The sequence below is a fragment of the Sphingobium scionense genome, assembly GCF_014197035.1.
Lineage (GTDB): Bacteria > Pseudomonadota > Alphaproteobacteria > Sphingomonadales > Sphingomonadaceae > Sphingobium > Sphingobium scionense.
Genome location: NZ_JACIEU010000003.1, coordinates 1 through 23317, shown reverse-complemented (window position 1 = coordinate 23317; position 23317 = coordinate 1). Strand labels below are relative to the sequence as shown.

General features: G+C 64.5%; 24 protein-coding genes. 15 read left to right on the top strand and 9 right to left on the bottom strand.

Going from position 1 to position 23317, the window contains the following annotated elements; genetic code table 11:
* Window positions 1-16 precede the first annotated feature (16 nt).
* The 6 genes from mfd (at window position 17) to arsH (ending at window position 6737) form a co-directional block, all read left to right on the top strand.
* Window positions 17-3481, top strand: coding sequence for a transcription-repair coupling factor (mfd, locus tag GGQ90_RS03775; RefSeq protein WP_188080901.1), 3465 nt, complete (start codon window positions 17-19; stop codon window positions 3479-3481).
* Between the two features lie 177 nt (window positions 3482-3658).
* Complete coding sequence (locus GGQ90_RS03770) at window positions 3659-3988, top strand: ArsR/SmtB family transcription factor (protein ID WP_188080900.1); 330 nt, start codon at window positions 3659-3661, stop codon at window positions 3986-3988.
* Between the two features lie 11 nt (window positions 3989-3999).
* Entirely contained in the window at window positions 4000-4413 is a 414-nt protein-coding gene (gene arsC / locus GGQ90_RS03765; protein WP_188080899.1) for an arsenate reductase (glutaredoxin), read from the top strand.
* Window positions 4410-4961: a GNAT family N-acetyltransferase gene (locus GGQ90_RS03760; RefSeq protein ID WP_188080898.1), complete on the top strand. Its 552-nt coding sequence runs from the start codon at window positions 4410-4412 to the stop codon at window positions 4959-4961. Before arsC ends, GGQ90_RS03760 begins: the two co-directional genes overlap by 4 nt.
* A gap of 4 nt (window positions 4962-4965) precedes the next feature.
* Window positions 4966-5994 (top strand): ACR3 family arsenite efflux transporter, encoded by a 1029-nt coding sequence (gene arsB / locus GGQ90_RS03755; RefSeq protein WP_188080897.1) that lies wholly within the window; start codon window positions 4966-4968, stop codon window positions 5992-5994.
* A complete protein-coding gene (arsH, locus tag GGQ90_RS03750) occupies window positions 5991-6737 on the top strand; it encodes an arsenical resistance protein ArsH (RefSeq protein ID WP_188080896.1) in 747 nt (248 codons plus the stop codon). Before arsB ends, arsH begins: the two co-directional genes overlap by 4 nt.
* An 18-nt stretch (window positions 6738-6755) precedes the next feature.
* Here the strand turns inward: arsH and GGQ90_RS03745 are convergent, their stop codons facing one another.
* The 4 genes from GGQ90_RS03745 to GGQ90_RS03730 form a co-directional block, all read right to left on the bottom strand.
* The gene (locus GGQ90_RS03745) at window positions 6756-7085 is read right to left on the bottom strand and encodes a DUF2322 family protein (protein ID WP_188080895.1); all 330 of its coding nucleotides are present in this window, start codon (window positions 7083-7085) and stop codon (window positions 6756-6758) included.
* Window positions 7086-7173: 88 nt separating this feature from the next.
* Window positions 7174-8310: a tetratricopeptide repeat protein gene (locus GGQ90_RS03740; protein WP_188080894.1), complete on the bottom strand. Its 1137-nt coding sequence runs from the start codon at window positions 8308-8310 to the stop codon at window positions 7174-7176.
* Window positions 8311-8704: 394 nt separating this feature from the next.
* A complete protein-coding gene (locus tag GGQ90_RS03735; RefSeq protein ID WP_188080893.1) occupies window positions 8705-9460 on the bottom strand; it encodes a competence/damage-inducible protein A in 756 nt (251 codons plus the stop codon).
* On the bottom strand, window positions 9457-9939 hold the full coding sequence (locus GGQ90_RS03730; protein WP_188080892.1) for a GFA family protein: 483 nt from the start codon (window positions 9937-9939) through the stop codon (window positions 9457-9459). The genes GGQ90_RS03735 and GGQ90_RS03730 overlap by 4 nt, the downstream gene beginning before the upstream one ends.
* A gap of 83 nt (window positions 9940-10022) precedes the next feature.
* Between GGQ90_RS03730 and map the strand changes: the two genes are divergently transcribed.
* The 5 genes from map to GGQ90_RS03705 all read left to right on the top strand — a co-directional run bounded on the left by map (window position 10023) and on the right by GGQ90_RS03705 (window position 14686).
* Window positions 10023-10853 carry a type I methionyl aminopeptidase gene (gene map / locus GGQ90_RS03725; protein WP_188081142.1) on the top strand — a complete coding sequence of 277 codons (831 nt, stop codon included), beginning with the start codon at window positions 10023-10025 and terminating at the stop codon, window positions 10851-10853.
* A 335-nt stretch (window positions 10854-11188) separates the two neighbouring features.
* Window positions 11189-11527 carry a P-II family nitrogen regulator gene (locus tag GGQ90_RS03720; RefSeq protein ID WP_004207549.1) on the top strand — a complete coding sequence of 113 codons (339 nt, stop codon included), beginning with the start codon at window positions 11189-11191 and terminating at the stop codon, window positions 11525-11527.
* Window positions 11528-11621: 94 nt separating this feature from the next.
* Complete coding sequence (gene glnA, locus GGQ90_RS03715; protein ID WP_188080891.1) at window positions 11622-13034, top strand: type I glutamate--ammonia ligase; 1413 nt, start codon at window positions 11622-11624, stop codon at window positions 13032-13034.
* A gap of 96 nt (window positions 13035-13130) precedes the next feature.
* On the top strand, window positions 13131-14180 hold the full coding sequence (locus GGQ90_RS03710) for an NAD(P)H-dependent flavin oxidoreductase (protein ID WP_188081141.1): 1050 nt from the start codon (window positions 13131-13133) through the stop codon (window positions 14178-14180).
* Window positions 14177-14686: a DUF4269 domain-containing protein gene (locus tag GGQ90_RS03705; protein WP_188080890.1), complete on the top strand. Its 510-nt coding sequence runs from the start codon at window positions 14177-14179 to the stop codon at window positions 14684-14686. The genes GGQ90_RS03710 and GGQ90_RS03705 overlap by 4 nt, the downstream gene beginning before the upstream one ends.
* Before the next feature lie 15 nt (window positions 14687-14701).
* Here the strand turns inward: GGQ90_RS03705 and GGQ90_RS03700 are convergent, their stop codons facing one another.
* Both GGQ90_RS03700 and GGQ90_RS03695 read right to left on the bottom strand, forming a co-directional pair.
* Window positions 14702-15355 (bottom strand): histidine phosphotransferase family protein, encoded by a 654-nt coding sequence (locus GGQ90_RS03700; RefSeq protein WP_010336062.1) that lies wholly within the window; start codon window positions 15353-15355, stop codon window positions 14702-14704.
* Between the two features lie 91 nt (window positions 15356-15446).
* Window positions 15447-15848 (bottom strand): M67 family metallopeptidase, encoded by a 402-nt coding sequence (locus GGQ90_RS03695; RefSeq protein ID WP_188080889.1) that lies wholly within the window; start codon window positions 15846-15848, stop codon window positions 15447-15449.
* A 17-nt stretch (window positions 15849-15865) separates the two neighbouring features.
* On the opposite strand from GGQ90_RS03695, the gene GGQ90_RS03690 reads away from it, so the two are divergent.
* Window positions 15866-16816: an RluA family pseudouridine synthase gene (locus GGQ90_RS03690; RefSeq protein ID WP_188080888.1), complete on the top strand. Its 951-nt coding sequence runs from the start codon at window positions 15866-15868 to the stop codon at window positions 16814-16816.
* A 78-nt stretch (window positions 16817-16894) separates the two neighbouring features.
* Window positions 16895-17809 carry an RNA polymerase sigma factor RpoH gene (gene rpoH / locus GGQ90_RS03685; RefSeq protein WP_188080887.1) on the top strand — a complete coding sequence of 305 codons (915 nt, stop codon included), beginning with the start codon at window positions 16895-16897 and terminating at the stop codon, window positions 17807-17809.
* Window positions 17810-17865: 56 nt separating this feature from the next.
* On the opposite strand, the gene GGQ90_RS03680 is transcribed toward rpoH, so the two are convergent.
* Together GGQ90_RS03680 and GGQ90_RS03675 are read right to left on the bottom strand one after the other, a co-directional pair.
* On the bottom strand, window positions 17866-18351 hold the full coding sequence (locus tag GGQ90_RS03680; protein ID WP_188080886.1) for a GNAT family N-acetyltransferase: 486 nt from the start codon (window positions 18349-18351) through the stop codon (window positions 17866-17868).
* A complete protein-coding gene (locus tag GGQ90_RS03675) occupies window positions 18348-18896 on the bottom strand; it encodes a TetR/AcrR family transcriptional regulator (RefSeq protein ID WP_188080885.1) in 549 nt (182 codons plus the stop codon). Before GGQ90_RS03675 ends, GGQ90_RS03680 begins: the two co-directional genes overlap by 4 nt.
* A 99-nt stretch (window positions 18897-18995) precedes the next feature.
* On the opposite strand from GGQ90_RS03675, the gene GGQ90_RS03670 reads away from it, so the two are divergent.
* Entirely contained in the window at window positions 18996-20285 is a 1290-nt protein-coding gene (locus GGQ90_RS03670) for an MFS transporter (RefSeq protein ID WP_188080884.1), read from the top strand.
* A 43-nt stretch (window positions 20286-20328) separates the two neighbouring features.
* The gene (gene mtgA / locus GGQ90_RS03665) at window positions 20329-21042 is read left to right on the top strand and encodes a monofunctional biosynthetic peptidoglycan transglycosylase (RefSeq protein ID WP_188080883.1); all 714 of its coding nucleotides are present in this window, start codon (window positions 20329-20331) and stop codon (window positions 21040-21042) included.
* A gap of 209 nt (window positions 21043-21251) precedes the next feature.
* Here the strand turns inward: mtgA and GGQ90_RS03660 are convergent, their stop codons facing one another.
* Window positions 21252-23204, bottom strand: a complete 1953-nt coding sequence (locus tag GGQ90_RS03660; protein ID WP_343053528.1) for a TonB-dependent receptor domain-containing protein — start codon at window positions 23202-23204, stop codon at window positions 21252-21254.
* Between the last annotated feature and the right edge of the window lie 113 nt (window positions 23205-23317).

Below are 23317 nucleotides of genomic sequence, written 5' to 3'. Positions count from 1 at the left end.
TGAAGATGATGGACCCATGACCGATCTCCAGAAAATCCTGAAGGCGAAGGCGCCGCTCACCCTGTCCGGCGTGCCGGCCGGCTTCCAGCCCTGGCTGCTGGCGGACATCGCCCGCGCTGCGCCGACACGTGCCGTCTTCGTCGCTTCGGACGAGCAACTGATGCGCGCGGTCGCCGACACCGCCCATTATTTCGCGCCAGAGATCGAGATCATCGAAATCCCCGCCTGGGACTGCCTGCCCTATGACCGGGCCAGCCCCTCGCTCCGCACCGCGTCGGCCCGCCTCGCCGGTCTCCATGCGCTCCAGGCAAAACCAAAGGGACCGCAACTGGTCCTCACCACCCTCAACGCCCTGACCCAGCGCACCCTTACCCCGTTCCGCGTCCGCCAACTGGTCGCGCGCCTCGCCCCCAAGGAGCGGATCGCGATCACGCGCCTCGCCGACATGCTGCAATCCAACGGCTATGTCCGCACCGACACCGTTCATGATCGCGGCGAATTCGCCATTCGCGGCGGCATCGTCGACCTGTTCCCTGGCGGCGAGGAACAGCCGCTGCGCCTCGACTTCTTCGGCGACGAGATCGAGACGGTGCGCCGCTTCGACCCGACCGACCAGCGCACCACTGGCAGCATCGACGGCTTCACCCTGCTCCCCGCGTCCGAGGCGCTGCTCGACGAAGACACGATCAAGCGCTTCCGCGGCCGCTATCGCGAAACCTTCGGCGCGACCGCGACCGGCGACCCGCTCTATCAGGCAGTGAGCGAAGGCCGGCGCCTGGCCGGCATGGAACATTGGCTGCCTTTGTTCGAGGAAAAGCTGGTTCCGCTGGCCGAGCATCTGGGCGATGACGCGATCATCGTCCGCGACCATGGCGTGGTCGGCGCGGCCGACGCCCGGTTCGAGGCGATCCGTGACTATCATGCCAACCGCATCGCCGCGAAATCGGCCGATCCCGGCGCCTATCGCCCGCTCAAGCCCGAAGCCCTCTATCTCGACGCCGCCGAGTGGGACGCCACCGCCGCCAGCTGGCCGATGCACGCCACCACCCCCTTCCATGAACCCGAAAGCGCCACCGTCCTCGACTTCGCCGTCGACGGCCCGCGCGATTTCGCGCCGGAACGCGCGCAGAACGTCAATGTCTATGAGGCAGTCGGCAAGCATATCGACGCCCTGCGCCGCACCAAGAAGAAGGTGGTGATCGCCAGCTATTCGGCCGGCGCGCGCGAGCGCCTGTCCGGCCTGCTCGCCGATCATGGCGTCGCCCGCCTCGCCGCCGCCGACAGCTGGCAGGAAGCACTCGGCACCGCGGCGGGTGGCAGCGCCGTCCTCACCGTGCTCGGCCTCGACCATGGCTTCACCGCGCCCGACGTCGCCGTCCTCACTGAACAGGATATGCTGGGCGACCGGCTGGTCCGCCGCGCCAAGCGCAAGAAGAGCGCCGACGCCTTCCTCGCCGAACTCGCCACCCTCTCACCCGGCGACCTGGTCGTCCACATGGACCATGGCATCGGCCGCTATGAGGGGCTGACGCAGATCCCGGTCAGCAAGACCGCGCATGACTGCGTCGCCCTCTCCTATGCCGGCGGCGACAAGCTCTACGTGCCGGTCGAAAATCTCGAAGTCCTCTCGCGCTACGGTTCCGACAGCGAGGGCGTGAGCCTCGACAAGCTCGGCGGCGAAGCCTGGCAGCGGCGCAAGGCGCGGATGAAGGAGCGGATCCGCGAGATTGCGGGCGAGCTACTCAAGACCGCCGCCGAGCGCGCCCTGCGCCCCGCCGAGATCGCCGAGCCGGATGCCGCCGGCTATCCCGCCTTCGTCGACCGCTTCCCCTATCAGGAAACCGACGATCAGGACCGCGCGATCGGCGACGTCATCGAAGACCTTGGCGCCGGCCGCCCGATGGACCGTCTGGTCTGCGGCGATGTCGGCTTCGGCAAGACAGAGGTCGCGCTGCGCGCCGCCTTCGTCGCCGCCATGGCCGGCATGCAGGTGGTGGTGATCTGTCCCACCACCCTGCTCGCGCGCCAGCATCACATGAATTTCGTCGAGCGCTTCCGCGGCTTCCCGGTGGAAATCGCCCGCCTCTCCCGTCTCGTGCCCGACAAGGAGGCGAAAGCGACCAAGGCGGGCCTCGCCGACGGCACGATCGACATCGTCGTCGGCACCCACGCCCTGCTCGCCAAGGGGCTGGAGTTCAAGCGCCTCGGCCTCGTCATCGTCGACGAGGAACAACGTTTCGGCGTCACCCACAAGGAGCGCCTGAAGTCCCTCAAGACCGACGTCCATGTCCTCACCCTCACCGCCACCCCGATCCCGCGCACCTTGCAGATGGCGATGTCGGGCCTGCGCGAACTCTCGGTCATCCAGACCCCGCCGGTCGATCGCCTGGCGGTGCGCACCTATATCATGCCCTGGGACGGCGTCGTCATCCGCGAGGCGCTGCTGCGCGAACATTATCGCGGCGGCCAGAGCTTCTTCGTCGTGCCGCGCATCGCCGACCTCACCGAGGTCGAAGAATTCCTGCGCACGCAAGTGCCCGAGGTGAAGCCGATCGTCGCCCATGGCCAGATGAGCGCCACCGATGTCGAGGAGCGCATGTCCGCCTTCTACGACAAGCGCTATGACGTGCTGCTCTCCACCACCATCGTCGAATCCGGCCTCGACATCCCAAGTGCCAACACCCTCATCATCCACCGCGCCGACCGCTTCGGCCTTGCCCAGCTCTACCAGTTGCGTGGTCGCGTCGGCCGGTCGAAGACGCGCGCCTATGCCTATTTCACCACGCCCGCCAACCGCATCATCACCGAAACCGCGGAAAAGCGGCTGAAGGTGCTGTCCGATCTCGATACGCTCGGCGCCGGCTTCCAGCTCGCCAGCCACGATCTCGACATTCGCGGCGCCGGCAATCTGGTCGGCGACGAGCAGTCGGGCCACATCAAGGAAGTCGGCTTCGAACTCTACCAGTCGATGCTGGAGGACGCGATCATGGACGCCAAGGCTGGCGGCGCCGGTCTCGAAGCGCGCCGCGACAGCTTCTCGCCACAGATCAGCGTCGACGCGCCGATCATGATCCCCGAAGAATTCGTGCCGGACCTTGACCTGCGCATGGGTCTCTATCGCCGCATCAACGAGCTGGAGGACCGCCAGGGGCTGGAGGCCTTCGCCGCCGAGCTGATCGACCGCTTCGGCAAGCTGCCCGCGCCGACCCAGAACCTGCTCAAGATCATCGAGATCAAGCAGAATTGCCTCAAGGCCAATATCGCCAAGATCGATGTCGGGCCAAAGGGCGCGCTGGTCAGCTTCTTCGAGGATCGCTTCCCCAGCCCCGCAGGCCTGGTCGCCTATGTCCAGCGGCTCGATGGCGTCGCCCGCCTGCGCCCGGACAGCAAGGTCGTCGTCACCCGCGCCTGGCCCGATCCCGCCGCCCGCCTCAACGGCGCGCTGCAACTGTCAAAGGGCCTGGCCAAGGCGGCGGGCTGAGCGCAACCCACCGCCTTGGGCGCAAAACGACTGCGGCAATGAGTATGCGATCGGGTTTCACCGTTTCCGGAACCGTCGCCGTCATCCGGCAGATGATCCATACTGCCCACCGGGAAAGGCATCGTAAATAACCGATGCTTTGTTGACGCACAAAATCGCATCGGATAATTACGATGCATGAACATGGAAGACGCCCTCTCGATTCTCTCCGCCCTGGCGCATCCGACCCGGCTCGACGCCTTTCGCCTGCTCATCCGCCACGAACCTGACGGGCTGTCGACCGGTGCCCTGGTCGACGCCTCGGGGCTTACCCAGAGCACCTTTTCGACCCATCTGGCCGTGATGGCGAAGGCGGGCCTGGTCCAATCCGAAAAACGTGGCCGCCAACAGATCCAGCGCGCCAATCTCGACGTGCTCAAGGGGCTGATGATCTATCTCGCCAGGGATTGCTGCCAGGGGCGCGCGGAACTGTGCGAACCACTGCTGGCTGAACTGACCTGCTGCTGAAGGGGACAATAATGACCGATATCGTGATCTATCATAATCCCGACTGCGGCACCTCGCGCAACGTGCTGGCCATGATCCGCAATGCCGGCATCGAACCCCATGTCGTCGAATATCTGAAGACCCCGCCGAGCCGGACACGGCTGACTGATCTGATCGCGCGCGCCGGCATCACGCCCCGCGCGCTGCTGCGTGAAAAGGGCACGCCCTATGCCGAACTGGGCCTTGCCGACGACAGCCTCGACGACGCAGCCCTGGTCGACGCGATGACGGCCCACCCCATCCTCATCAACCGCCCGCTGGTGGTGTCGCCGCTGGGCGTGAAACTGTGCCGCCCCTCGGAGACCGTGCTGGACCTGCTGCCCGGCGAACAGCGCGGCACGTTCGTGAAAGAAGGTGGTGAAGTCGTCGAATTGAGCCGGCGATGATTCTGTCCGTCCGCCCTGCAACGAGGGATGATGCAGACGCCATCGCCACCATCTATGCGCATCATGTCCTGCACGGCACCGCGACCTACGAAGTCGTGCCGCCGACCGTTGCCGAGACGATGGAGAAGATCATGGCGACAACCGGACGACACTGGCCATTTCTCGTCGCCACCGATGGAACCGACGTCGTGGGCTATGCCTATGCCACGCAGTTTCGCGATCGCCCGGCCTACGCCTATGCCTGCGAAAACAGCATCTATGTCGCCCACGACCGGCGCGGCGCCGGTATCGGCAAACGACTTCTCGTCGCGCTGCTGGCGGCGGCGCAGGCCCATGGCTTCCGGCAGATGGTCGCCGTCATCGGCGGCGGCGAACCAGCCTCGGTCGCCCTGCACGGCGCCTGCGGCTTCGAACAGGTCGGCCGCCTGACCGGCATGGGCTGGAAAGCCGGCCGCTGGCTCGACACGGTTTACATGCAGATCGCCCTGGGCGACGGCACCGCCAGCGCGCCCGACGCGCCGGGTCGGACACTCGCGGACAAGGCGTAACATCATGTCCCTCTTCGAACGCTATCTCTCGCTGTGGGTCGCCTTGTGCATCATCGTCGGGATCAGCCTTGGCCATCTGTCCCCTTCCGCCTTCGCGACAATCGCCGCGCTGGAGGTCGCCAACGTCAATCTCGTCGTTGCGCTGCTTATCTGGCTGATGATCGTGCCGATGCTGCTGCGGGTCGATTTCGGCGCGCTGCACGGGCTGCGCCGGCACTGGCGCGGAATCGGCGTTACGCTGGTGGTGAACTGGGCGATCAAGCCCTTTTCGATGGCGCTGCTGGGCACCGTCTTCCTGGGCTGGCTCTTTGCCCCCTGGCTACCCGACGGCGCCGCCACCTCCTATATTGCCGGCCTCATCCTGCTGGCCGCGGCCCCCTGCACGGCCATGGTGTTCGTCTGGTCCAATCTGGTCGATGGCGACCCCAATTACACGCTCAGCCAGGTTGCGTTGAACGACCTCATCATGGTCTTCGCCTTCGCGCCGTTGGTTGGGCTGCTGCTCGGCGTCGCCGCGATCACCGTGCCGTGGGATACGCTGGCCCTCTCCGTCGGCCTCTACATCGTCGTGCCGGTACTGTTCGCGCAGTTGCTTCGCCGCGCCCTCCTGCGCGGCGGCGAGACGCGGCTCCAGCGCATCCTGTCAGCGCTCGGGCCGGTCAGCCTGTCCAGCCTGCTGCTGACCCTGGTCCTGCTGTTCGGCTTCCAGGGCGAACAGATTGTCCGACAACCGCTGGTCATCGCCCTGATTGCCGTGCCGATCCTGTTTCAGGTCTATCTCAATGCCGGTATAGCCTATTGGCTCAGCCGCCGGCTCGGTGTGGCCTGGTGCGTTGCCGGCCCTTCGGCGCTGATCGGCGCATCCAACTTCTTCGAACTGGCCGTGGCCGCCGCCATCAGCCTCTTCGGCCTCAGTTCCGGCGCAGCCCTGGCCACGGTCGTCGGCGTCCTGGTCGAAGTGCCGGTGATGCTGTCGATCGTCGCCTTGGTGAAGCGGACCCGCCCCTGGTATGAGAAAGCGATGACCGCATGAGATTGCGCAATCTTCCCGATCCCGATCATCTCCCGGCGCTGGACAAGGCATTTGCGCTGCCGCGTCCCGCCATCGGCCTCGGCCCGGACCAGCCGCCGCCGCGCGTCCTGCTCCTTTATGGCTCGCTGCGGGAGCGCTCCTTTTCCCGCCTGTCGGTGGAAGAGGCGGCGCGCCTGCTACAATATTTCGGTTCCGAAACAAGAATCTTCGATCCGAGCGACCTGCCGCTGCCCGATCAGGTGGCCGGTGACGATCATCCGGCGGTGCATGAATTGCGCGACCATGCGCTCTGGTCCGAAGCCATGGTCTGGTGCAGCCCGGAACGGCATGGCCAGATCAGCGGCATCATGAAGACCCAGATCGACCATCTTCCGCTCCAGATGGGCGGAATGCGGCCGACACAGGGCCGCGCACTGGCGGTCATGCAGGTGTCGGGCGGGTCGCAATCCTTCAACGCCGTCAACACGCTCCGCCTGCTGGGCCGCTGGATGCGGATGTTCACCATCCCCAACCAGTCGTCCGTGGCGATGGCCTACAAGGAATTTGACGAGGCCGGGCGGATGCGGCCATCCAGCTATTATGACCGCATCGTCGACGTGATGGAGGAACTGGTGCGCTTCACCATCCTCTTGCGTCCCCACGCCGCCCAGCTTGTCGACCGCTATTCGGAACGCAGGGAAGAAGGAATTCTAACAGCCTCCGCCCCAGACCATTCCGCAATCGCGACGGCCCCGCAATCCTGAGGGCCGATCGCACGCCTCTCAGCCCGCAACCACCCCGATCTCCAGCGCGTCCCCACCTTCCACGATCGCGATCAGCCGATCGACATTGGGGTGCGCACCCGGCCGGTTGCGGGCATCCGCCGTATGTTCGGCAAACACCGCCAGCCCATGCTCTGCCGCCGCTGCATCCAGCGTGCCAAACACCTGCCGCAAATAGGCATAGACGGCCAGCGAGCCCTGCTTGCCCGGCTGGTTCTCGATGCTGGCGACGATCGTGCCGGTCGCGTCTTTCAGGTCGATGCGGGCGATGCCGTCGATCGGCGGCAGCAGTTGGAGATTGTCCTTGAACGTCGCACCCGGTTGAATCATCGCTGGTTTCCCGCCTCGAAAAATTATCAGCGCGGGCCTCTATCAACTTCTCGTGCCCCCGACCAGACAGCTCAGGCGCGCCCGCACCTCATCCGCCCGGCGGCGGCATCGCCGCTTCCGATGCGGTCAGGTCCAGCACTTCGAAGCCCTGTGCCGGCACCCGGCGCCGGATCATTGATCCCTTGGGAACCACATATTGATATTTGGGCGTGATGCGCTCGATCCGATAGCTGCCGGATGGATTTTCCTCGCCGACCTTGGCACTCGCCGCATAGCGCCGTCCCGCAACCTGCTTCAGGATCGCCGGCGCCCAGGCGGGCGATCGCGACCCCCGCAATATCTCCGCCTCCTCGGTGCGCCCATCCGGCCGGACCCAGAAACCCACATCCACCCACTGGATGCTGGCCAGATCGGACGAATTGACCGGCATTACGTCCGCATTGCCAAAGGCCCGCGCATTATTGTTCGCCTCGGCCGCGGCATTGCCGGGATAGGATGGCTGCCAGATCAGCACCGGCGGCCCGTCCTGGCTCGTGCCGATCGTCCCGGCCAGCCGGGTGATTTCCGCATCATCGCCAGCCCGCACCGCCAGTCGCAGGCGCACCACGCGCAGGGCGGTGCGAAAGGCCGGTTCCTGTGCGATCGGCCGTCGCTCCAGCGCGTCCAGCATCGCGCTCGCCTCGCGCATCTTGCCCAGCGCACCGGCCAGCCACACCCGCTTCATCCCCGCCATCATCGCCGGATAGGCCTGCCCTTCGGCCAGCGCCTGCTCCTCAATCCCCCGAAAAGTCGATTCCGCCTGACGATAGCGGCCCAGCTTGATCCACATGTCGCCCAGCGCCGTGGCGGATGCCTGCACCGCCACATCATTCGCCGGCAGATTGTCGCGCAGCGTCTTCACCTGCCCGGCTACCGCGCGGCGATAATCATCCTGGTCGCCCTCATGCAATGACACCGTCGCCATCGCTTCATAGATGGCGGCCACCGCGCGCGGGGCCTCCGCCCCCCTGTCCTTGTTGCGGCTGATCGCTGCGGCCAGCAGTCCCTTGGCATGCACATATTCGCCATTGCGGAACCGCTGTTCGGCCAGGGCGATCGTCGCCTGCGCATCGCGCAGCGGCGTGCATTCGCCGCGCGCACATTTCGCCTGTTCCTCGACCAGCCTCTCGCCTGTCACGATGATATCGGGCGAGGCTGCCTGCAACAGCAGCAGAAGGGCGAACATGATGATTTTTCTCCCGTTATCCCGGCTTCATAGTGCCGGATCGACGGGCGGTTACAACCCTGAAGGCGCGGGACTTGCCATCGATGTGCGCCCCTTTCCTATTTGGATTTTCTCTGGTCTATCCTGGCGAATGAGCAGCCCTGCCCTTGCGTTCGCCCCTTCACCCCAGATGATGACCATGATGGCGCCCCATCATGACCCAAATGTCGCGTCGGCATGACCCAAGTGGCGCGCGACAGGCACACGACAGTGACCCAGCAGCCGCGTCACAGGCGCGCCTATATGATGCATCCGTGCCTTTTCCCGCGCAAAAGCCCGGAAAACAGCAAGCAAGAACGGTGTGAACTTTGAGTTTGATGACCCTGGCGTGACCTTCGCTATCGGACCAGCCGGATCAGATGCCGCCCGGCACCGGGGTCCAGCCCCCCTCCGCCAGCGCGGCGCTGAGGTCCGTGATGCACGCATCCAGCACCGCCTGGTCGGTCGAGCGGACGACGAAATTGGCGCCGGTGCGGCCTTCGCGGAAGAAGGGGTAGCTGCCGATCTGGACGCCCTCATGGGCGCGCTCGGTGGCGCCGAGCAGGTCGGCGATCTCGCTTTCCGCGACCCAGCAGCCGATCGTCGCGGAGAGGACGGGCATGCCCCCTTCCAGCGTGCCGGTCAGACTGTCGAGCATGCCGGCGGTGATATGCGGAACGCCGGCCATGATGAAGATATTGCCATGACGGATGCCCGGCGCGCCCGACATCCGGTTTTCGATGAGGTCGGCGCCGGCCGGCACCCGCGCCATGCGCAGCCGCGCATCGGTCAGGCCGCCACGCGTGACATAATAGCGCTCCAATATCGCCCGCGCCTCGGGATGGATTTCGACGCCGACGCCCAGCGCCGCGGCGATCGCATCGACCGTGATATCGTCATGGGTCGGGCCGATGCCACCGGTGGTGAAGAGATAGTCGTTGCGGGCACGCAGTATGTTGACCGCCTCGACGATCGCGTCCTGCACGTCGGGCACCACCCGCACCTCGCGCAGGCGGATGCCCTGGACATTGAGCCAGGTGGCGATCTGCGCGACATTCTTGTCCTGGATGCGGCCGGACAGGATTTCATCGCCGATCACGATCACGGCGGCGGTCCAGATCCGGTCGTTCATGCCAGCGGCTCCGCGCGGGCGGCGAGCGCCATCAGCCGGGCCAGCCGATCGGGGGGCAGGATGTCCGCCGGCTTGTAGCTGGCTTCGAAGATCGGCACGTCGGCGGGCAAGGCGGCCCAGTCCGACCGATCCGCCACGAAGATCGCCGCATCGGGCCGGATCGCCGATCGATCGTCCAGCGTGCCGACGCGGATCGCCGCGCCCGCCCGGCCGAGACGGGGATAGAAGCTCCAGACCGCCGTGCCGCAACTGGCGCAGCGGACGATCACCTGGGTCTTGCTGCTGCCGGTCGGCACGACATGTTCGCTGAGGTCGCCGGACAGGAGATGGAGATGATCGACCTCGACAAAGGCGTTGACCGCGGACGCAGCACCGCTCTGGCGCTGGCACAGGCTGCAATGGCAGTTGTTGACGAAAATGGGGTCGGCATCGACCCGATAGCGCACCTCACCACAGGCGCATCCGCCTTCCATCACCATGTCCGTTTCTCTTTTCCTGATAGCGACCGAGGGGCTGAGCGAAGACACTCGCAATGCCGGATCGCAGGGTCTATATCAACCACATGACCGAATATATGACGATGACGGCCGATGCGCCGGTTTCCCGCTCGACCGCGATCAAGCTCTACGACGCGGCCGGTTTCGACGGCATGCGCAAGGCCGGCCGGCTGGCCGCCGAGATTCTCGATGCGCTGGCGCCCCATGTGGTGCCGGGCGTGAGCACCGGCGAGCTGGACGACATCGTCCGCCGCATGACGCTGGACGGCGGCGGCGTGCCGGCGACGCTGGGCTATCGCGGCTATACCCATAGCTGCTGCATCTCGCTCAACAATGTCATCTGCCATGGCATTCCGGGCGACTATAAGCTCAAGGACGGCGATATCCTGAATATCGACGTTACCCCGCTGGTCGATGGCTGGCACGGCGACACCAGCCGCATGTTCATCGCCGGGGAAGCGCCGATCAAGGCGAAGCGACTGGTCGAGATCACCTATGAATGCCTGATGCTGGGCATCGAGCAGGCCAAGCCCGGCAATCATCTGGGCGACATCGGCCATGTCATCCAGCGCCATGCCGAAAAACATCGTTATGGCGTGGTCCGCGATTTCTGCGGCCATGGCCTGGGCCGCGTCTTCCACGACAGCCCCGAAGTGGTCCATGTCGGCCGCCCCGGCACCGGCCCGGAATTGAAGCCCGGCATGTTCTTCACGATCGAACCGATGATCAATATCGGCAAGCCCGGCGTGAAGATGCTGGACGATGGCTGGACGGCGGTGACGCGCGACCGCACCCTGTCGGCCCAGTTCGAGCATAGCATCGGCATCACCGAAACCGGCTGCGAGATTTTTACCAAGAGCCCTACCGGCCTCGACTGCCCGCCTTACGCGCGCTGATTTTTGCCTGCCTGATGGCGGTCCCAAAGGCCCGCTCCGTTCATGCCATGGGGATCATTTCAGACCGGCATCGACGGGGCGGGCCTTTTGCATGATGGACGGCTCAACCGCTGCCCAAAAAACAGGCATAGTGACATGATATTGCCCAGAATCCGGGCAATATGGACAAAGATTGCTGCATCGCCGAAAGCAGGCCTAGCGATTCGCCATTTGGCACGGTAATTGATTGTTAAGGGAGACGGCGCTTGCCTCGGGGGGCATGACGATCGTCACTTGAAGGTTTGGATGCGGGTCGCGCCCGCATCCGGTCGTGCGTCATGGGTTGGGATTAAGTGATGAAAAAGATCGAGGCGATCATCAAGCCGTTCAAGCTGGACGAGGTGAAGGAAGCGCTGCACGAAGTGGGCGTGTCCGGGATCACCGTCACCGAGGCGAAGGGCTTCGGCCGCCAGAAGGGCCATACCGAACTCTATCGCGGCGCCGAATATGTCGTCGATTTCCTGCCCAAGGTAAAACTGGAAGTCGTCGTCGACGACGCGCTGGCCGACCGGGTCGTCGAAGCGATCTGCAGCGCCGCCCAGACCGGCCGCATCGGCGACGGCAAGATCTTCATTTCCGCCATTGAGGGCGCGGTGCGCATCCGCACCGGCGAACGCGACAGCGACGCCATCTGATTTTCGACAGGTTCTAGCCGGCGGACAGGGGTTCGGCGGACACAGGCTTCAACTACCCCTTCGGGGGGGTATCCATAGAGAAGGGCAACTGCACATGGCCAACACGCCAAAAGACATCCTGAAGATGATCGAGGAAAAGGAAATCGAGTGGGTCGATGTCCGCTTCACCGATCCCAAGGGCAAGTGGCAGCACCTGACCATGGTGTCGAGCGTGCTGGGCGAAGATGAGTTGACCCAGGGCCTGATGTTCGACGGTTCGTCGATCGAAGGCTGGAAGGCGATCAACGAATCGGACATGATCCTGAAGCCCGATCTGGACGCCGTCTATGTCGATCCTTTCAGCGCCACCCCGATGCTGATCATCTTCTGCGACATCGTCGAGCCCGACACCGGCGAACTCTACAGCCGCGATCCGCGCTCCTGCGCCAAGCGCGCCGAGGCATTCGTCAAGTCCGCCGGCTTTGGCGACACCATCTATGTCGGCCCGGAAGCCGAATTCTTCATGTTCGACGATGTGCGCTTCGAGAATGACTACTCGCAGAGCTACTTCAAGATCGACGACATCGAGCTGCCGACCAACACCGGCAAGGAATATGAAGGCGGCAACCTGGGCCACCGTCCGCGTGCCAAGGGCGGCTATTTCCCCGTCGCGCCGGTCGATCCCTGCACCGACATCCGCGCCGAAATGGTTTCGACCATGCTCGAAATGGGCCTGCCCTGCGACAAGCACCACCATGAAGTCGCTGCCGCCCAGCATGAACTCGGCCTGACCTTCGGCACGCTGGTCCAGACCGCCGACCGCATGCAGATCTACAAATATGTCGTGCAGATGGTCGCCCAGGCCTATGGCAAGACCGCGACCTTCATGCCCAAGCCGATCGCACAGGATAACGGTTCGGGCATGCACACCCACATGTCGATCTGGGACGCTGGCAAGCCGCTGTTCGCGGGCGAAGGCTATGCCGGGCTTTCCGACATGTGCCTCTACTTCATCGGCGGCGTCATCAAGCACGCCAAGGCGCTCAATGCCTTCACCAACCCGACCACCAACAGCTACAAGCGCCTGGTGCCGGGCTTCGAAGCCCCGGTTCTGCTGGCCTATTCGGCCCGCAACCGTTCGGCCTCCTGCCGCATTCCCTACGGCGCCGGTGCCAAGGCGAAGCGCGTCGAGTTCCGCTTCCCCGACGCCATGGCCAACCCTTATCTCTGCTACGCCGCACTGCTGATGGCCGGCCTCGACGGCATCGAGAACAAGATCCATCCGGGCGCCGCGATGGACAAGAATCTCTATGATCTGCCGCCCGAAGAACTGAGCCAGGTGCCGACCGTTTGCGCCTCGCTGCGTGAAGCGCTCAACAGCCTGGAAGCCGACTATGAGTTCCTGCTCAAGGGCGACGTGTTCACCAAGGACCAGATCGATGCCTATATCGAACTGAAGTGGCCCGAAGTGTATCGCTGGGAAATGGCCCCCTCGCCGGTCGAATTCGACATGTATTACAGCGCCTGACCCTTTCACAGGTCGCTGCAAGAGAGGCCCGGTCGCGCAAGCGGCCGGGCCTTTTTTTTCGTTGCGGGAAGGATCAACAACTTCCACATGAAGCCGATGAGCCTGATCGCCGACCTTCGCCTGGCATCCCCCATCATCCAGGCGCCGATGGCGGGCATATCGACGCCGGCGATGGCGGCGGCCGTCAGCAATGCTGGGGCGTTGGGGTCCATCGCCGTGGGCGCGACCGATGCGGCGGGCGGGCGCGCCATGATTGCGGAGACACGCGCGCTGACCGACCGGCCGTTCAACGTCAATCTGTTCGTCCATGCGCCGCCCCGTATCCGCCCGGCCGAGGAAGCGGCATGGCTCGACGCGCTGGTGCCGCTTTTTGCGGCACAGGGCGCCGGGCCGCCGGCCGCTCTCGACACCATTTATCGCAGTTTTGCAGACGACCCGGCGATGCTCGACCTATTGGTCGAAACGCGGCCGCGCGTGGTCAGCTTTCATTTCGGCCTGCCCGGCGCGCAGCAGATCGCAGCGCTCAAGCAGGCGGGGTGCCTGTTGCTGGCATCCGTCACCAATTTGGACGAGGCCGCCGCCGCGCGCACCGCCGGGATCGATGTTCTGGTGGCGCAGGGATTTGAAGCCGGCGGCCATCGCGGCATGTTCGATCCCGATGCGGCCGATGCGATGCTCGGCACCTTCGCGCTGACGCGCCTGCTGGTGGCGAAGACCGGCCTGCCGGTGATCGCGGCCGGCGGCATCATGGACGGGCGGGGCGTGCGCGCCGCGCTCGACTTGGGCGCGGTGGCGGCGCAACTGGGCACCGCCTTCATTGCCTGCCCGGAAAGCAGCGCCGACGCCGCCTATCGCGCTGCCCTTGCCAGCCCGGCCGCCCAGCAAACGGTCATGACCCGCGCCATTTCCGGCCGCCCAGCCCGCTGCCTCGCCAATCGCTTCACCCAATGGGGCGCTGAAAACAGTAGCGACGTCCCCGACTATCCGCGCGCCTATGCCGCCGGGAAGGCTCTCAATGCCGCCGCCAGGACTCGGGGCGAAGGCGGCTATGGCGCGCAATGGGCCGGCCAGGGCGCGCCCCTCGCCCGTGCCCTGCCAGCAGCAGACCTGATCGCTGCGATCGTAGCGGAGATGGAGGCGACATGAGCCGCGTCGCGCATGAGGTCGCCCTGCAACGCACCGGCGTGCTTGCGCTATTGGCGCCCTATGATCCGCATGTTGCAGGCACACCGCCGCTCGGCCTAGACCTGCCGGGCAGCGACATCGACATCGTCTGCGAGGTACTGGACGCCGATGCCTTTGTCGCCTTGCTGACCGAGCATTTCGGCGACCAACCCGATTTTTCCGTTCATGCACGGCCCGACCTTGGCGCCATGATCATCCGCTTCCGCGCATGGGACTGGCCGTTCGAGATTTTCGGCCAGGCCTTGCCGGTCGCGCAGCAACATGGCTGGCGCCATTTCAGGTTCGAACGCCGCCTGCTCGATCTGGGCGGCCCTGCTTTGGCGCAGGCGATCATGGCCTTGCGCCATCGCGGCCTGAAGACCGAACCCGCCTTTGCCGCGCTGCTGGGCCTGACGGGCGATCCCTATGCCGCGTTGCTGGACCTGGAGGGGCAGGACGACGCCGCCCTGCGCGCCCTGCTGCCCTGAATTTTCCGTTCTGAATTATTCTGCGCGATCGGGGATGGCGGCGCCGAACAACAGCACTGAATCACCCGGCGGCGACAGCACGATCTCGCCGCCCGCCTCCATCACCAGCGCACGCACCATCCAGGCAGCCGCCGTGCGGGATGCCAGGCCACCGGCCGGCAGCGTGCCCGCCAGTGCGGCGCGCAGTTCGGGGTCGAGAATGACCTTCGGCCCTTCGCCCCGCACCACGATCTCCGTCACGCCCGGCCGCTTCTCCGCACCGATGTCGAGCTGCCCGCCGCGCACCAGCGCATCGCCGGCGATCAGCGCGAGATTGAGCAGCACCTTGACCGCGAGCTTGGCCAGCATCTGCTCCTCGACCATCCAGCCGAGCTTCACCCGGCCCGAGGCGAACATCCCCTCGATCGCGACCTTCGCCTCATGCGGCGGCACCGCATCGCCAAAACCGCCCGCCGAACCGAAGGCCAGGCGGAAGAATTTCAGCTTGTTGGCCGAGGTGCGGGCGCTGTCGGCCAGCAGGTCCAGGCAGCGCTGCCGCATGTCCGGGTCGGTTTCGTCGGCCATCAGTTCCAGGCCATTGTTGAGCGCCCCGACGGGGCTCAGCAGGTCATGGCAGAGGCGCGAGCAGAGAAGGCTGGCAAATTCGATGCTGTCGATCGGATGGGTCATGGAGATGGAGGCCGCCGGATTTACGGGAAAAGACACCTTCCCGGCTAGGCTTCCCCAGCCGATGATGCAAGCCCGGCTCACCCCCTTTGCATCACCTTATATCGAGCAACGCCTCCACGAAACCGACGCCGCCGCCTTCATCCGGCCGGGCGGCCCATAGCCGAGCAACCGGCCCCGCCACGATTAACCACAAGGCGCCGTCCGGCGCGGCGCAGGCCCGGTCCGTTTCCGACGGAATCGGTACGCCCGACGGATGGGAATGATAATGACCAAGCACTGCCGGCCCGCCCCGGCGCGCGGCCCGGTGCGCGGCCAGCAACGTGGCCGGCGCCAGTTCGAAATGCCGGGCCGGGTCGGGCGCGACATTGGCCGCGGGCAGGATCGCGTCGATACACGCGCCCTGCCCCAGCAGCAGGCCACAGACCTCGCCCGGCTCGGCCGCGGCCAAGTCCATGATTTGTTCCAGCAGCACCCTTGAAATTTCGGCCTTCATTCCTACATCCCTAGGCAATGGTTCCGGGGGTTTCCATCATTGAAACGACGATAGGCGAAGCCCAGGCGGGTTTGCGCCTCGATCGTGCACTGGCCGAACTGCTGCCCGACCTGTCGCGCGAACGGATCAAGGCGTTGATCGTCGAGGGACAGATCGCCTCGGGTGGCCGATCGCTCAACCCGTCGATGAAGGTGGCGGTGGGGCAGGATTACAGCATCACTCTGCCCGCCCCGGTCGCGCTCGACGCCGTGGCCCAGGATATTCCGCTCGACATCGTGCATGAAGATGCCGACCTGATCGTGGTGGACAAGCCGGCCGGCCTGGTCGTCCACCCGGCCGCCGGCAATCTGGACGGCACGCTGGTCAATGCGCTGCTGCATCATTGCGATGGGCAATTGTCGGGCATTGGCGGCGTGGCGCGTCCCGGCATCGTTCATCGCATCGACAAGGATACTTCCGGCCTGTTGGTCGTTGCTAAGTCGGACAAGGCGCATGAGGGCCTGGCCCGGCAGTTCAAGGATCACAGCATCGACCGGCTCTATGCCGCGATCGTCTATGGCATCCCGACACCGGGATCCGGCACGGTCGATGCCTGGGTTGGACGGTCCGACGCTGATCGAAAGAAGATGGCCGTTCATCGGGAAGGGCGCGGCAAACATGCCGTCACCCATTACCGCGTGATGGAGCGCCTGCGCGGCGCGGCAATGGTGGAATGCCGGCTGGAAACCGGCCGTACTCATCAGGTTCGCGTGCATATGGCGCATCTGGGGCACCCCTTGATCGGTGACCCGGTTTACGGTAGAGAAAGAAAAGGTTTCAAATCGATACTGGAAACGCTGAGTTTCAAAAGGCAGGCATTGCACGCGAAACGGCTGGGGTTCATACATCCTGTGACGGAGGAACCCCTGATATTCGATAGCGCGCTGCCTGCGGACATGCAGGAACTGTTAAGCGAGCTTCACGTATAGGTTCTGACAAGTTTGCGCGGCCAAGGGATGCCAGTTTCGGGTCCGTCTGGAGCGCATGTAAAGGGAAGGAATAGTGACATGGCCAATCGGAGCAATGTCCCCGCGGTTCCGGCGCTGGGCGGTGAAGCCAGCCTCAACCGCTATCTGTCGGAAATCCGCAAGTTTCCGCTGCTGACCCCCGAGCAGGAATATATGCTCGCCAAGCGCTACGAGGAACATCAGGATCCCGAGGCGGCGGCCCAGCTCGTCACCTCGCATCTGCGTCTCGTGGCGAAGATCGCGATGGGCTATCGCGGCTATGGCCTGCCGGTCAGCGAACTGATCAGCGAAGGCAATATCGGCCTGATGCAGGGCGTGAAGAAGTTCGAGGCCGAACGTGGCTTCCGTCTGGCGACCTACGCCATGTGGTGGATCCGCGCATCGATTCAGGAATTCATCCTGCGCAGCTGGAGCCTGGTCAAGATGGGCACCACCGCGTCGCAGAAGAAGCTGTTCTTCAACCTGCGCCGGATGAAGAATAATATCGAAGCGTTCGAGGATGGCGATCTGCGCCCCGAGGACGTAACCAAGATCGCGACCGATCTGGGCGTGTCGGAAGATGACGTCGTGTCAATGAACCGTCGCATGGCGATGGGCGGAGACACCTCGCTCAACGTGCCGATGCGTGAGGATGGCGACGGCCAGTGGCAGGATTGGCTGCAGGACACCGATCCGCTGCAGGACGAGCGCGTCGCGGACGAACAGGAAAAGACCCAGCGGCACGAGATGCTGGTCGAGGCAATGACCGACCTCAACGACCGCGAGAAGCATATCCTGGCCGAGCGTCGCCTGGCCGAGGAGCCGAAGACTCTGGAGGAACTGAGCCAGGTCTATGGCGTGTCGCGCGAACGCGTCCGCCAGATCGAGGTTCGCGCCTTCGAGAAGCTGCAGAAGGCGATGATGCGTATCGCCGGCGGCAAGCTGGAAAAGATGGCGCGCTTCGCCGCTGCTTGATCGGGCCACACACGAAAAAGAAAAGGCCCCGGAGCGATCCGGGGCCTTTTTTCGTCTTAGAGCAGTCGCACCATCGAGACGCTGTCCGCGCCATAGCTGGAGGCGGCAACCAGCGCGTCAACGAAGCCCTGTCGGCGCCAGAAGGCGTCCGCGCCGTTTACGGCCGTCAGGGTGATACGATCGAAGCCGGCGGCGCGGGCCTGCGCTACGGTCAGATCGACGGCGGCCGCAGCAGCACCGGTGCCGCGCGCTTCGGGCAGCAGGGCCAGATCGTGGAGATAATAGCGATCGGGTTCATCCGGCAGCACACCGATCAATTGGTCGAGCGCCGGCGGTCGGTCGCCGGCCCAGGGATGGGTGACGAGATAGCCGAGCGCCTGACCGTCCCGCTCCAGCAGGAAGCAGCCCGCCGGATAGAGGCGTAGTCGCTCGGCATAGATGGCCGGTCGTTCGGTGTAGCTGCCATGGACCTGGTCGGACATGTTTGCCACCGCATCGACATTCCCCTGTCCCATCGGGCGCCACTGGGTCGCGGCGCTCATGCCTCGACACCCATAGCGCGACGATTGGCCGCCAGCAGTTCCGCTGACAAGGCCGGATCATCCACCGCGCGGGCCAGCACCATCGTGCCGACCAGTTGGGCCATGCGGGCCAGCGCCGCGTCGCGATCGGCGATGCCGGCATTTTGCAGCGCGGCGGTCAGATCCTCGAACCCTTCGCGGAAGGCGGTGGCGAGCGGCCCACCCTTGCGCGCAGCGTCCGGACCAAGCGCGATCAGCGCGCAGCCGGTTTCCGGCGCATCCCGGTTACGGGCACTGAGATAATCGGCGGTGATCGCATCCGGCCCATCCTCCGCAGACAGACGCCGCCACTTGGCGGCCCCTCGCGCGAGCGACGTGGCGCAGGCTTCGGCCGCCAGCGCCTCCTTCGATTCGAACTGGTTGTAGAAGCCGCCATGGGTAAGGCCGCATTCGCGCATCACCTCGCCAATGCCGACGCCCTCGACTCCGCGGGCGCGGAACAGGCGGGATGCGGCGTCCACCACCTTCTCGCGATTACGCTCCGCCTGTTCACGGCTGACTTTCATGATCCTGCGTCTCCAATTGGCCTCTTGACCTTATATATGATACCTATCATTTAACGCCAGTCCGTTTTCCAATCGAAGCGCCAGTCCAAGGGGAAGTCGATGCTGTCCACCATGTTCGCCCGCCGCCTGGCCGCGCGCAATGTCCATTATGGCTGGGCGGTCGCGGGCACGACCTTCCTTACCATGCTGGTGGTGGCCGGCGCGGTCGGCGCGCCGGGCGTATTCATCGTGCCGCTGCAGAAGGAATTTGGCTGGAGCGCGGCGGATATTTCCGGGGCGCTGGCGATCCGTTTCCTGCTGTTCGGCGGCATGGGGCCTTTTGCCGCCGCCTTCATGAACCGCTTCGGCGTGCGGCGGATGATGCTGATTTCGCTGTCGATCGTGATCGGCGGCCTGCTGCTGTCGCTTGGCATGACGCAATTGTGGCAGCTCGTCCTTCTCTGGGGCGTGGTGATTGGCGTCGGCACGGGCCTGACCGCCATGGTGCTGGGCGCAACGGTCGCCACCCGCTGGTTCAGCGAACGGCGCGGACTGGTGATGGGGCTGCTGTCGGCCAGCACCGCGACCGGCCAACTGGCTTTCCTTCCTCTGCTTGCCGGCCTGACCGACAGCCATGACTGGCGCACGGCTCTACTGCTGGTCTGCGGCGCAATCCTGATCGCGGCGGTCACAGTGATGCTGCTGATGCGCGACCGACCGTCCGACCTGAACCTGGCCCCCTATGGCGAGCAGGCGATCCAGCCCGTCCCTGCCCAGCCGGCCAGTCTGGGCGCGCTGCTGGCGACCCCACTGATCATATTGCGCGACGTGGCGAAGGTGCCGACCTTCTGGATCCTCTTCTTCTCCTTCTATATCTGCGGCGCCAGCACCAACGGCCTGGTCCAGACCCATTTCATCTCGCTATGCGGCGATTATGGGCTGGCAGCGGTGGGCGCGGCGTCGATGCTGGCGATGATGGGCCTGTTCGACTTCGCCGGCACGCTGGCATCGGGCTGGCTCAGCGATCGCTATGACAATCGCTGGCTGCTCTTCTTCTATTATGGGCTGCGCGGCCTGTCGCTGCTCTATCTGCCGTTCAGCGATTTCTCGATCTACAGCCTGTCGCTGTTCGCCATCTTCTATGGCCTCGACTGGGTGGCGACAGTGCCGCCGACGGTGAAGCTGACGGCACAACGCTTCGGCCCGGAAAAGGCGAATATCGTGTTCGGCTGGATCTTTGCCGGACATCAGCTGGGCGCGGCGAGCGCGGCCTTGGCCGGCGGCCTGTCACGCACCGCCTGGCAAAGCTATATGCCCGCCTTCATCGCGGCAGGCATATTGTGTCTGATCGGTGCGGCGCTGGTGCTGCTAATCAACCGGGGCCGCACGCCGAGCCTGGCGACGGCCTGAAGGAATCGATGACGGCGGCGCGCGGGCGCGTTAGTTTGCGGCCATGAAGAAAGCCAAAGCCGCGCCCAAGCCTGCCTCCCCCCAGAAACGTCGTTCCCGCTGGATCAGCATCCCCCTCAAGGTCGCCATCGGCTTTGTCGGCCTGTCGGTCGGCACGGTGGTCATCTATCGCTTCGTGCCGCCGCCGGTGACGATCACCATGCTGCTCGACCCCAATGGCATCACCAAGGAATGGAAGCGCCTGGACGCGATCGACCCGGACATGCCGCGCGCGGCGATCGCGGCGGAGGATAGCCGTTTTTGCAGCCATCATGGTTTCGACGCGGTCGCGATTGCCCAGGCGATGCGCCACAATGCCAGCGGCGGGCGCATTCGCGGCGGCTCCACGATTAGCCAGCAGACGGCGAAGAACGTCTTCCTGTGGCAGGGCGGCGGTTTCGTCCGCAAGGGCTTCGAAGCCTGGTTCACCGTGCTGATCGAGGCGATCTGGGGCAAGCGGCGGATCATGGAAGTCTATCTGAACGTCGCGGAGACCGGCATCGGCACCTATGGCGTGCAGGCCGGGGCGATCCGCTATTTCGGCCATGGTGCGGGCAAGCTGAGCCGGGCCGAAGCGGCACGGCTGGCGGCAGTCCTGCCCCTGCCCAAGAAGCGCGCCGCGATCGACCCGCACGGCTTCACCCGCCGTTATGGCAACAGCATCTCGGCGCGCATCCCGGTGGTGCAGCGCGACGGGCTTGACGACTGCCTGAACTGACGGCGGCCAGGCGCCCGAAAATAGGAAATCGGGCGCTTAACTTCCCATATTTCCCGCACATTTCGACATTTTATTGCGCTGTCCTGATCCTATCGGAAAGCGCACACTACCCTACCCCCAACCATAATCGAGCGACGGCGAATAGGACATGAAAAAGGAGGCGCGGATCGCTCCGCGCCTCCCTTCCTTTTTGCCTGTCGGCGCCTGGCTTAGAAGCCGATGATCAGCGAGGCGCTGATCGCGCGCGGCGAACCGAAGTTCACGAAGGCCGAGGACGAGCTGGCGAGCGTATCCAGACCGCCGCTGAACGAGCCGACATAATATTTGTCGAACAGGTTGCTGACGTTCAGCTGGATCGCGCCCTTTTCCATGCCGACGCTGGCCAGCGAGTAGCGCAGGTCGAGGTCGACGACGGTGTAGGCACCAAACTTCGCACCGGGGAAGATCATCTTGCTGGTGCCATCGGTGAGCGTCACGCTCTGAATTTCACCGTTGATGTCGTTCAGATAGCGCGAGCTGGTCTTCTTCGCCTGGACGCCCAGGGTGAAGTCGCCCAGATTGCCCTGCAGACGGCCACCGAACAGATATTTCGGCGCGCTGCGTTCACGCTTGCCCGAGGTACGGAGATAGGCAACGCCATCCTGCACATAGCACAGGCCCGCCAGAGCGATGTCGCTGGTCGCGGCGCAGCTGCCGGTCACGGCGTCGTTCTGGATCTCCGACTTGATGTAGGAGCCGAACAGATAGGCGGTGATTTCCTTGATCGGGCTGTAGGAAATATTGGCGTCGACGCCATATTTCTTCACCGGACCCAGGTTGGTGTCGGTGCCGTTACCGTCGATGTCATAGGCAGTGACCAGACGGTTCTTGTACTTCGAGTACCAGCCGGTGACAGCCGCCTGCACCTTCGACGAGGTGTAACGGAGGCTGGCGTCGAAGCTGTCCGAGGTTTCCGGCGCGCGATAGGCGGAGGCGCTATTAACCGGGAAGATGAACGCGTTGTAGAGCGCATCGGTGCTGGGCACCGACAGGTTCTTGGCATAGCTGCCCGCGATGCTGATTTCCGGCGTGATCTTGAAGGTCGCGCCCACGTTCGGCAGGAACTTGTCATATTTCAGCTTGCGCGCCTGCGGCAGAGCCGAACCGGTCGCACGGCCGGTCGTCTTGTTGAAGCTGTAAGGATGGGTCGCGATATAGTCGGCCTGCTGGTCTTCCGGCACGCAGTTCACGAAACCACCCGAGCTGGTGGTGAAGCAATACTGGTTCAGTTCGCGCTTGAAGAAGGGCAGACGGCCACCGATCAGCACCGACAGCTTGTCCTCGAAGAACTGGCCGCGATATTCACCGGCGATCTGGTTCAGTTCGGCGATCGACTTGCGGTCACGCTTCTGCAGGGCGTTGCCGGCAGCATCAAGGACCGGATCGTTGATCGGGAACACGTCGAACGGCGTGCCGCCATCGTCAAGGAAGCCAGCATAGCCGGTCTGGCGGTGACGGGCACGGTCGTAGCTGTAGGACAGACGGACGCGATGGCTGTCGTTGATCTCGTAAGCAAGGTTGGCGATGCCGACCCAGCGACGGGTGTTGGTCTGGCTCGGCTGGAGCAAGGTCACGCGACCCAGCACGCCATCACCGTTCAGGTCACGACCGAAATAGAAGCTGCCGCCATAGTTGCCGGTGCCGGTGAATCCAGTCGAATCCGTGAAGAAGGTTTCGTTGGCGCTGGTGGTGCCGCCGCCATTGGCCTTCACCCACTGATAGGCACCGTCGACCGACAGGGTCAGACGCTCGGCCAGGGTGAACTTCGAGTTCGCGCGGACGTTGCCGGTGTTCGACGGATTGAAACGACGCTCGAAATCGGTGCCGCAGGCGTTGGGGGTGCTGGTCTGGCTGACCTGGCAGGGATAGCCGCCGGCGACGTCATAGAAGCGATCGCTCTTGTCGCCGGTGAAGGCGCTGGCGCGGAAGGGCGAACCACCGAAGTTGTTGCGGTTCTGGTTATAATGGGCAGCGACTGAGATGAAGTCACCGTTGCTGCCGATGTCCTGCCAGATCTTGGCATTATACTGCTGCTTCGACACCTTGCCATAGTTGGCGAAGGCGGCGGGGACTGTCAGGATTTCCGTGTGTGGCCGGGCATAATGGGCAACAAGGAGTCCCACTATGTCACGACGCAAAGAACCTGCCATACCGAATGAGCTTCTCGATCAGCTTTTGGCGGGCGGCGCTGCCAGTGCCGCCTTCGAGCAGGGCGGTCTGCTCGATTCGCTGAAGA

Bases quoted from the DNA above. Each gene is read 5' to 3' on its own strand.
- GGQ90_RS03735 (WP_188080893.1), bottom strand. From the start codon at position 9,460: ATGAACGACCGGATCTGGACCGCCGCCGTGATCGTGATCGGCGATGAA.
- arsH (WP_188080896.1), top strand. From the start codon at position 5,991: ATGAGATTGCGCAATCTTCCCGATCCCGATCATCTCCCGGCGCTGGAC.
- glnA (WP_188080891.1), top strand. From the start codon at position 11,622: ATGGCCAACACGCCAAAAGACATCCTGAAGATGATCGAGGAAAAGGAA.
- GGQ90_RS03745 (WP_188080895.1), bottom strand. From the start codon at position 7,085: ATGATTCAACCGGGTGCGACGTTCAAGGACAATCTCCAACTGCTGCCG.
- GGQ90_RS03670 (WP_188080884.1), top strand. From the start codon at position 18,996: ATGCTGTCCACCATGTTCGCCCGCCGCCTGGCCGCGCGCAATGTCCAT.
- arsC (WP_188080899.1), top strand. From the start codon at position 4,000: ATGACCGATATCGTGATCTATCATAATCCCGACTGCGGCACCTCGCGC.
- GGQ90_RS03680 (WP_188080886.1), bottom strand. From the start codon at position 18,351: ATGAGCGCCGCGACCCAGTGGCGCCCGATGGGACAGGGGAATGTCGAT.
- GGQ90_RS03695 (WP_188080889.1), bottom strand. From the start codon at position 15,848: ATGAAGGCCGAAATTTCAAGGGTGCTGCTGGAACAAATCATGGACTTG.
- map (WP_188081142.1), top strand. From the start codon at position 10,023: ATGACCGAATATATGACGATGACGGCCGATGCGCCGGTTTCCCGCTCG.
- mtgA (WP_188080883.1), top strand. From the start codon at position 20,329: ATGAAGAAAGCCAAAGCCGCGCCCAAGCCTGCCTCCCCCCAGAAACGT.
- rpoH (WP_188080887.1), top strand. From the start codon at position 16,895: ATGGCCAATCGGAGCAATGTCCCCGCGGTTCCGGCGCTGGGCGGTGAA.
- GGQ90_RS03705 (WP_188080890.1), top strand. From the start codon at position 14,177: ATGAGCCGCGTCGCGCATGAGGTCGCCCTGCAACGCACCGGCGTGCTT.
- GGQ90_RS03770 (WP_188080900.1), top strand. From the start codon at position 3,659: ATGAACATGGAAGACGCCCTCTCGATTCTCTCCGCCCTGGCGCATCCG.
- GGQ90_RS03675 (WP_188080885.1), bottom strand. From the start codon at position 18,896: ATGAAAGTCAGCCGTGAACAGGCGGAGCGTAATCGCGAGAAGGTGGTG.
- GGQ90_RS03690 (WP_188080888.1), top strand. From the start codon at position 15,866: ATGGTTCCGGGGGTTTCCATCATTGAAACGACGATAGGCGAAGCCCAG.
- GGQ90_RS03730 (WP_188080892.1), bottom strand. From the start codon at position 9,939: ATGGTGATGGAAGGCGGATGCGCCTGTGGTGAGGTGCGCTATCGGGTC.
- GGQ90_RS03700 (WP_010336062.1), bottom strand. From the start codon at position 15,355: ATGACCCATCCGATCGACAGCATCGAATTTGCCAGCCTTCTCTGCTCG.
- GGQ90_RS03740 (WP_188080894.1), bottom strand. From the start codon at position 8,310: ATGTTCGCCCTTCTGCTGCTGTTGCAGGCAGCCTCGCCCGATATCATC.
- GGQ90_RS03760 (WP_188080898.1), top strand. From the start codon at position 4,410: ATGATTCTGTCCGTCCGCCCTGCAACGAGGGATGATGCAGACGCCATC.
- GGQ90_RS03720 (WP_004207549.1), top strand. From the start codon at position 11,189: ATGAAAAAGATCGAGGCGATCATCAAGCCGTTCAAGCTGGACGAGGTG.
- GGQ90_RS03710 (WP_188081141.1), top strand. From the start codon at position 13,131: ATGAGCCTGATCGCCGACCTTCGCCTGGCATCCCCCATCATCCAGGCG.
- arsB (WP_188080897.1), top strand. From the start codon at position 4,966: ATGTCCCTCTTCGAACGCTATCTCTCGCTGTGGGTCGCCTTGTGCATC.
- mfd (WP_188080901.1), top strand. From the start codon at position 17: ATGACCGATCTCCAGAAAATCCTGAAGGCGAAGGCGCCGCTCACCCTG.